We start from the raw sequence: 9007 nt of genomic DNA, 5'->3' as shown, positions 1-9007 counted from the left end.
TCTAAAAACTAAAGGAAAATGAACCAAAAAATAGATCCATAACTAACATAAACAATGAAAATAAGGAAAAAAACATAAATTTTAGATTTAAAAAGTAAAAATTGAAATCTAAAACTGAAAAGAGCATTATGCAACGGTCTTGGTGTACTGATAATTGGTATTAGTAAGGGGTCGTTGACCCCAGATTCTTATTTACTTCTAGAGTTCATACGATTTACTCGCATCTAATTTTATAAAGATAAATAGCAAAATAGTAAAGCCCCATAAACCAGATCCTCCATAGCTAAAAAAGGGTAATGGAATACCAATAGTAGGGAATAAACCGATGACCATTCCGATATTGATTAAATAATGAAAAAAGAAAAGAGCAGCAATACCATAGCCATATGCTCTACTGAATGTAGTTTTTTGTCTTTCTGCTAATTGAATGATTCTGAGTACAAATAGAGTAAAGACAATAACTAATAGAGATGTCCCTAAAAAACCCCACTCCTCTCCGATTGTACTAAAAATATAATCTGTCTCATGTTCTGGCACAAAGTTTCCTTGTGTTCTGTCTCCTTGTAAATAGCCTTTTCCAGAAAAACCTCCAGATTTAATTGCAAGAACTGATTGGTTGGTGTTATATCCAACTCCTTTTATATCTGTGTTTTTACCTAATAGGATGTTAAATCTATCTCTATGACGTTGTTCGAAAAGATGATTGTAGACATAATCAACACTAAAAATAAACAATCCTATAATAGTGTAAAGACTAACGATTTTCAATATGTAAAACTTCAATGAAATTTTTCTGTAAAATAAAATATACAGAATAAAAAGGGAGATCAGTACATAGGTAGATAATAGAATTAGATTAAAACCAAAAGCAAGAGTCAGAATAAAAAGAACAATAGAAGAGGCGCCTATTACAATATAATAAACAGGGAGTCCTTCACGATATAAAACGAAAAACAAAGCTGCATATACCAAGGCAGATCCAGGGTCGGGTTGTAAGGTGATGAATATTGCGGGTAGAAAAATGATTACAAATGCTTTAATCTGATTTTTAATGTTACTCAAGTCGTACTGTCTATCGCTTAATAATTTTGACAAAGCGAGTACCGTTGCGAATTTGGCAAACTCAGAAGGCTGTAGGCTTGTTATTCCTAGATCATACCATGAAGTTGCGCCATTTATTTTTTTACCAAAAACGAATAGGCCTACTAGGGTTAATAAGGAAATTAGGTATATAAGTGAAGAAAATTTTTCATAGAATTTAGCGTCAATAAAAAGAATAAAGATGATTAGAATAAAACTTAATACAATCCACATCATTTGTTTTCCGTATTTCGTAGAAAAATCGAATAGCTGAAAATGTTCTTCAGAGTAGGAAGCAGCATATATTGTCATCCATCCAAAAATAACTAAAAATAAATATAGCAATATTAGAGTGAAATCGATGCCTGAAAATATATTATTCTGTTGTGTTCTCAATGTTTGATTGAATCATTTGTTTTTTATATACCTCTTCTAAATTGGTTGAGAACATACGGTTTTCCCAATATTTATTTGTTGTTTTTCCTGTTAAGTATTTTTCTATCATTAAACTCGCAATTGGTGCGGCAATCATAGATCCGTAACCTCCGTTTTCGATATAAACTACGATAGCGATTTTGGGATTGTGTTTGGGAGCGAAAGCTACAAAAATAGAATGGTCTTCAAACTGAATTCTTACATCATTTATTCTCTTGAAATTTTCTACAGTACCCGTTTTTCCACAAACCTCAATGTTTTTTAAACTCACATGTTTGGCAGTTCCTGATTTAAACACGTCGTGCATACCTTCTATAATTGGAGGAAAATATTTTGGATATATAGTTGTGTTATGAATTGTAGTGAAAGCAGAGTCAATAGCTGTATTATTACTCGTTTTCTTTAAAATATGTGGTGTGTAAAAATAACCGCGATTCGCAATTGCTGCGGTCATGTTGGCGAGCTGAATGGGTGTTGTTAATATTTGTCCTTGACCAATAGCATTGGAGATGGTGTATGATGCTCTCCAACGACCATTTGGATACCAACGGTTATAAAGTTCTGCATCAGGGATTAAACCTTTTTTACCTTGTGGTAAATCATAACCGAGGTATTGACCTAAACCAAAACTGTGCATATGTTTACTCCAAGCATTCATGCCTTCTGAAGCTGTTGGGTATTTTTCTATAATTCGACGATAAACATTAGAAAAATAACTATTGCAAGATTTGGCTAGACCTCTTCTTAGTTGAATAGGTTGATTAAAAAGACCACAATGACAACCCATAAATTCATTTTGTCTAGCGCCGTATCGATATCCATGAAAACATCTAAATGATGTGCTAGGCGTAATAACCTGTTCTTGTAAACCAACGAGCCCTTGCACGATTTTAAAAGGTGATCCAGGAGCATATTGTGCCAGTAAACTTCTATCATACATAGGTTTATTAATCGTATCATTAAAGAAAATTACAGAGTTCTTAGAGCGTTCACGACCTACCATATCGTTCGGATTGTAATTGGGCATTGTGATCAAACTTAAAATCTCGCCAGTGCTTGGTTCGATGGCAACGATGCCTCCTCTTTTACCTATCATCAAGGCTTCTCCATATTGTTGGAGTTTGTTATCTAGACTAAGAGTCAAATCTATACCATGAATAGGCAGAGTGTCGAAAACACCCTCTTTGTAAGGACCAATTATTTTGTTAAAATTGTCTCTCTGTAGGTAGTTCACTCCTTTTATTCCTCGAAGGAGATTTTCGTATTGTTTTTCAACGCCAGTAGTACCTATAAGCTCACCTGCTTGATAATAGGGATTGTTTGTTGCGATTTCATCATTTACCTCGTTGACATAACCAAGTACATTTGCCGCTGAATTATATGGGTAGTTGCGAAGAAGTTTTCTTTCAATATAGAAACCGGTATACTTGTGCATTTTTTCTTGGAGGTAAGCATAGTCCTCTTTTGATAAGTATTCTAAAAAGACAGATGGTAACCTTGGAGACCAATTTTTTGCTCTATAAAACCGTTTAATGAAATATTTCTTGTCGATATTGAGCAGCCTACAAAGTTCCAGTGTGTCTAGTTGTTTTACTTCTTTTGGAACAATCATTAGATTGTAGGATTGTTTGTTGGTAACAAGTAACTCTCCATTTCTGTCGTAAATATAACCTCTTTCTGGGTAGTTAAAAACCTTTTTAATTGTAGAACTTTTTAGGTTATTCTTATTTGTAGATTGTGATTCTACTTGCAAGTAGAATAACTTCCCAATATATATGAAAGCCACTATGATAATAAAAAATGATAAAAGATATCCTCGTTTCACAGTGAGTTTTTAAAAGTTAGTAGTTTTGTTTTTGCTGAAAAGATAGATTGACAAGGTACATAAGAAAATCGTAAAAAGACTCGTCGTTATAGTTTTGTGCAAAATGGCACCAATTTCTTTTATACTCGAATACTCTAGTCCAATGAGCACAAAATGATGGGTAAATGTAAGGATTGAAATATAGGTTAAAACTCGAAAAAACGATTCTTTATGGAGTTTGAATAACTTTAAGTCGACATCCTGAGAGTTTATGAGTAGTTTTAAAATAGGTAACCTTAAATAGGCTATTGCAACGGTAGCAGCGGCGTTGATTCCTCCTGAATTAGAGAAAAGGTCTATGGAAAGACCTAATAAAAACGAAACAATTAAAAAATTTGTTCGTTTTACTCCTAGTGGGTAAAGGAAAATAAAAAGGATGTATAAATTGGGGTTGATATAGTCAAAAAAGTATATGTTGTTCAAAATTAAAGTTTGAACAAGTACTAAAAAGATAAATCGAAAAGCAATAATTATTGTTTCTCTAGTCATTGTTTTGTAATTCTAAAATTTCTTCTCTATCCAAATTATAAATGGCATATATATAACCAATATTACTCATGTCTGTAAAAAACTCTACTTCAATATTAGTATAGTTTTTAATAGAAGCGTCAAAGCTTGTTATGATTCCAATATTGATGTTTTCTGGAAACAGAATAGATTTACCTCCGGTAACAATTGTATCTCCAACAGAGATATTAGCCTGTCGTTGTATGTCCAATAGTTGTGATGTTTTATAATTAATGCCATCCCATGTTAGTGTGCCAAAGTAATTATTCTTTTTAAGTTTAGCATTGACTTTAGACTTTTCGTTTAAAACACTCAAAACAGTTGCAAAATTATCAGAGACCTGATTGACAACGCCTATGATTCCATTACTGTTTACGACCCCCATATCAATAACAATTCCATCTAAGCTTCCTTTGTTGATTGTAAGGATATTGTTTCTTTTGGTATAATTGTTTTGTATTATTTTTGCAGGTATAAAGGAGTTTATGATAGCTGATGAATCAGAAATTATAAATGTTGATTCGTTATTTTTTATGTGTAAGGCTGTTCTTAAATTTGCGTTTTCTTTTGCGAGTCTAAGGTTTTCTGCCTTTAAATTAATGAATTCAAAAAAAGTATTGGACTTTGTTAAAAGGTTTCCAGTAAGAGAATTGGCAGTGTTTATAAACTGACTTTTATGGTAGTTATGTGATTGTATTGTAAGTCCAATAGCTATAACTTCAAGCAAAATAAACAGCAAGAAGTATTTGTGTTTTTCAATGAAATAAGCAATTTTATGCATTGATTAAGTTAGCTGTAAAATTATGATACCGTGTTCAAAAGTGTTTTTATTATTTTTGCAATACACATTTATATTTCTCTATTTCCTTAAGAGCTATTCCTGTTCCTCGTACAACTGCTCTTAAAGGATCTTCAGCTATATAAACGGGTAAGTCCGTTTTTTTAGATAGACGTTTGTCTAATCCTCTTAACATAGAGCCACCTCCAGCTAAATAAATTCCAGTATTGTAAATATCAGCGGCTAATTCTGGTGGAGTTTTAGATAAAGTTTCCATAACCGCATCTTCAATTCTTAAGATGGATTTGTCTAAAGCTTTTGCGATCTCTCTATAAGAAACCTGTATTTGTTTTGGTTTACCGCTCAACAAGTCACGTCCTTGGACTAGCATATCGTCTGGAGGAGTGTCTAACTCTTCTGTGGCTGCTCCAATTTGAATTTTAATTTTTTCAGATGTTGTTTCTCCTACAAATAAGTTATGTTGAGTACGCATATAGTACGTGATGTCATTTGTGAACAAATCACCTGCAACTTTAACAGATTTGTCACAAACAATTCCTGCCAAAGCGATAACCGCAATTTCAGTTGTTCCACCTCCTATATCAATAATCATATTCCCTTTTGGTTCCATAATATCTATACCTACACCAATTGCAGCTGCCATTGGTTCGTAGATTAGGTAAATTTCTTTTGCATTCATATGCATTGCAGAATCACGGACTGCCCTTTTTTCTACTTCTGTAATTCCAGAAGGAATACAAATAACCATTCGTAAAGCAGGAGGGAACATTCTTTTTTTGATAGAAGGAATGTTTCGGATAAATTCTTTTATCATTTCCTCAGATGCCTGAAAATCTGCAATAACACCATCTTTTAACGGACGGATAGTTTTAATGTTTTCATGTGTTTTACCTTGCATCAAGTTCGCTTTTTGACCTGTTGCGATAATTTTACCTGAAGTTCTGTCACGTGCAACGATAGAAGGAGCGTCAACTACAATTTTTCCATCGTGAATGATAAGTGTATTTGCAGTCCCTAAATCAATAGCAACATCTTCGATCATGAAATCAAAAAAACCCATAGTTATTTTAGTGGTGTTATGTTAATATAAGGAATGTGTTCATGTTAGTGAACACATTCCCAAATTTAGTGAATTAATGTTTAAAATGACGTGTTCCTGTGAAAACCATTCCGATATTATGAGTATTACAATAATCGACGGATAATTGATCTTTGATAGAGCCTCCAGGTTGAATAATAGACTCAATTCCAGCGTTTCCTGCAATCTCTACACAGTCTGGGAAAGGGAAAAAAGCATCACTTGCCAATACAGCTCCTTTTAAGTCAAAGTTAAAAGTTTTTGCTTTTGCAATTGCTTGCTCTAAAGCATCAACTCTTGACGTTTGTCCAGTGCCTCCTGCACACAATTGTTTGTTTTTAACCAGTATAATTGTGTTTGATTTTGTGTGCTTGCAAATTTTAGACGCGAATAATAAATCTTCGATTTCTGCTTCCGAAACGATTCTTTTAGTAACGTTTTTCAATGCCTCTTTAGAGTCGGTAACATTGTTAGGGTCTTGTGCTAAAACCCCGTTTAATGCAGTTCTATAACTGATGTTAGGGAAATCAGCTTCTTTTTGTATTAAAATAATTCTATTTTTCTTTCCTTTTAAGGTGACTAATGCATCAGTAGTATAAGAAGGTGCAATCACTACTTCACAGAACAAACTGTGAATTTCTGTAGCTGTATCTTTGTCAATTTCTTTATTTGCAATTAATACTCCTCCGAAAGCTGAAGTAGGGTCACCAGCCAAAGCATCTTTGTAAGCTTGTGCTAAAGTATCTCTTTGAGCAAAACCACAGGCATTGTTGTGTTTTAAAATAGCAAATGTAGGAGCTTCTCCTTTAAATTCTTTAATTAAATTTACGGCAGCATCTACATCTAACAAGTTGTTAAAGGATAATTCTTTACCGTGTAATTTATCAAATAATTGATCTAAGTCTCCATAGAAAAATCCTTTTTGGTGTGGGTTTTCTCCGTAACGTAATTGTTTTACCGTATCAAAACTTTGTCTGAATTGTAGTTGCTCATCGTTCATATAATTGAAGATAGCTGAATCATAGTGACTAGATACTGCAAATGATTTAGCAGAGAATGTTTTACGTTGCTCAATAGTTGTAGCTCCATTTTGATCTGAAATAATATCTAAGAATTCTTTGTATTGATCCATTGAAGATACACAGATAACGTCTTTAAAGTTTTTGGCTGCAGCTCTGATCAAAGAAACACCTCCAATATCAATTTTTTCAACAATATCTTGTTCAGGAGCACCACTAGCAACTGTTTTTTCAAAAGGGTATAAATCTACAATTACAATATCAATTTCAGGAATTTCAAATTCTTTAATTTGATTTTGGTCATTTTCGTTTTCACGTCTGTTTAAGATTCCTCCAAAGACTTTAGGGTGTAAAGTTTTAACACGACCTCCTAAAATAGAAGGATAAGATGTTAAATCCTCAACACGAACTACATCAATACCTAAATCTTTAATAAAAGTTTCAGTACCTCCAGTGGTGTAAATAGTTATATTTAACTCATTTAATTTCTTTACAATTGGCTCTAAACCATCTTTGTGAAATACCGAAATTAAGGCAGATTTTGCTGTTTTGCTAGTGCTCATTTTATGTGTTGTAAAATTTTCTGTAAAGTTACTAATATTGTGATGCTTTTACAACAATAATTATCGAGTCCTTAATGTATATTTTTTGTAATTATTTTAGGTATTATATAAATGATTTTATAAGGAGTTGTTTAATTTGTTTATAGCTTATAGAAGCTAGGAATAAATTGTTATTTTTGATTAAAATAAAAAAAACTAGACTTTGAGTAAGCGGAAAAAGATATTGAAGTTTTTGGTAAAATTTTTTGGTGCCTATTTTTTGTTTTTTGGGATTTATAGTTATTATTTATTTTCAACACAAAAGAAGGTTCAGAAATTCGAATGCTCTCCCATTACATATGGTGTTGCTGAGCAAACGATTTCGGTTTTGACTTTTTTTGGTTACGATGTGAAATTAGAGCAACATACAGAAGAACTTTCGATTAAATTATTGTTTGATGATGTATATTTGGCAAGGGTAATTGAGGGGTGCAATTCTCTGAGTGTAATAATTCTTTTTGTTTCTTTAATCATTGCTTTCTCTGGATCTTTTTGGAAAACATTGTTTTTTGCGCTTTTTGGAAGTGTAGTGATTTACTGTCTAAATATTTTAAGAATTTCTTTTTTGACTGTGGCGCTGGCAAAGTTTCCTGAACAAAAAGAAATACTCCATAATTTGGTATTCCCTTCTCTTATTTATGGTCTGGTGTTTTTATTGTGGGTGATTTGGGTGAATTATTTTTCTAATTATAATGAAAATAGAAATGAAAAAAATAATTAGAATTCCATTAATTGTGGTTTTAATTTTTAGTTTAGTGCTTGTTAAAGCCTTTGAAACGGAATTGTTTTACGACCCCCTTATTAATTTTTTTCAAAATGATTATTTGTATAGTTCTATTCCCAAATTTGATTTTGTTAAATTACTTTGGAGTTTATTCTTGAGATATACTTTAAATTCTTTGATTTCTATAGGAATTATTTATTTAGTTTTTCAAAAGCTAGATTGTGTTATTTTAGTGAGCAAGTTGTATGTTGGTGGTTTTTCAATATTGGTCTTAGTGTATTCATTTTTACTCTACAATGGTTTTGAAGGAGGTTATCTATTTCCTTTTTATATTCGAAGATTTTTAATCCACCCACTGTTTTTATTATTGTTATTGGCTGCTCTTTTTTATGAAAAAATGGTTGATGTTGAGCCTGTTTTGTGATGTTTTAATGCTCAAATACCTTATGCTATTTTAAGATGTCATTTAAAAATAAAATTGGCATTAAATCATTGACTAAATTCAAGTTGTATTTATCAAATTTAGTTTCTTTTTTAAAGATTAATCTCTTTACTACAATTGAATTGATAATGCGGTTAGATGGGTCATTCCTTTAAAAAAAAATCACCGAATTAGGGCAATCAAGGGGTCTGTTTTGAAAACATATAAAAAACAAGCTATAAACCGATTATATCAAATAAACATCAAAATGATTGATTAAATTAGTTTCTATTTTCTTTATATTTCAATATAAAATAGCTGAGTTATACGCCTAGTATCTGTTTTGTATTTTTTTGATATTTAGGTTTTTGTAGTACCATTCTAAGAATTGTTTTATGAAAAATGGATTCTTTGTATTGTGACCTATTAATTCTAAAACAAAATTCATCAAAATATGCTTGTATATGCCATTTACTTA

8 protein-coding genes and 1 pseudogene are annotated in these 9007 nt (G+C 31.8%); 2 read left to right on the top strand and 7 right to left on the bottom strand.

Annotated features, from left to right (window positions below):
• Positions 1 to 198: 198 nt before the first annotated feature.
• The 6 genes from rodA to purH all read right to left on the bottom strand — a co-directional run bounded on the left by rodA (position 199) and on the right by purH (position 7345).
• Positions 199 to 1476, bottom strand: coding sequence for a rod shape-determining protein RodA (gene rodA / locus V5787_RS10580; RefSeq protein WP_336893193.1), 1278 nt, complete (start codon positions 1474 to 1476; stop codon positions 199 to 201).
• The gene (gene mrdA, locus V5787_RS10575; protein ID WP_336893192.1) at positions 1457 to 3340 is read right to left on the bottom strand and encodes a penicillin-binding protein 2; all 1884 of its coding nucleotides are present in this window, start codon (positions 3338 to 3340) and stop codon (positions 1457 to 1459) included. The genes rodA and mrdA overlap by 20 nt, the downstream gene beginning before the upstream one ends.
• Before the next feature lie 9 nt (positions 3341 to 3349).
• The gene (locus tag V5787_RS10570) at positions 3350 to 3868 is read right to left on the bottom strand and encodes a rod shape-determining protein MreD (RefSeq protein ID WP_336893191.1); all 519 of its coding nucleotides are present in this window, start codon (positions 3866 to 3868) and stop codon (positions 3350 to 3352) included.
• Positions 3861 to 4667 carry a rod shape-determining protein MreC gene (mreC, locus tag V5787_RS10565; RefSeq protein WP_336893190.1) on the bottom strand — a complete coding sequence of 269 codons (807 nt, stop codon included), beginning with the start codon at positions 4665 to 4667 and terminating at the stop codon, positions 3861 to 3863. Before mreC ends, V5787_RS10570 begins: the two co-directional genes overlap by 8 nt.
• A 49-nt stretch (positions 4668 to 4716) precedes the next feature.
• Positions 4717 to 5745, bottom strand: coding sequence for a rod shape-determining protein (locus V5787_RS10560; RefSeq protein ID WP_336893189.1), 1029 nt, complete (start codon positions 5743 to 5745; stop codon positions 4717 to 4719).
• A 73-nt stretch (positions 5746 to 5818) separates the two neighbouring features.
• Positions 5819 to 7345, bottom strand: a complete 1527-nt coding sequence (gene purH, locus V5787_RS10555; RefSeq protein WP_336893188.1) for a bifunctional phosphoribosylaminoimidazolecarboxamide formyltransferase/IMP cyclohydrolase — start codon at positions 7343 to 7345, stop codon at positions 5819 to 5821.
• Between the two features lie 202 nt (positions 7346 to 7547).
• Between purH and xrtF the strand changes: the two genes are divergently transcribed.
• On the top strand, positions 7548 to 8105 hold the full coding sequence (gene xrtF, locus V5787_RS10550; RefSeq protein WP_336893187.1) for an exosortase family protein XrtF: 558 nt from the start codon (positions 7548 to 7550) through the stop codon (positions 8103 to 8105).
• On the top strand, positions 8089 to 8532 hold the full coding sequence (locus V5787_RS10545) for an exosortase F system-associated protein (RefSeq protein ID WP_336893186.1): 444 nt from the start codon (positions 8089 to 8091) through the stop codon (positions 8530 to 8532). The genes xrtF and V5787_RS10545 overlap by 17 nt, the downstream gene beginning before the upstream one ends.
• 320 nt (positions 8533 to 8852) lie before the next feature.
• On the opposite strand, the pseudogene V5787_RS10540 reads toward V5787_RS10545, so the two are convergent.
• A pseudogene (locus tag V5787_RS10540) lies at positions 8853 to 9007 on the bottom strand (IS1595 family transposase); the annotation flags it as partial.

Source organism: Flavicella sp. (assembly GCF_037132785.1).
GTDB lineage: Bacteria > Bacteroidota > Bacteroidia > Flavobacteriales > Flavobacteriaceae > Flavicella.
This window is presented reverse-complemented; position numbering and strand designations above follow the sequence as displayed.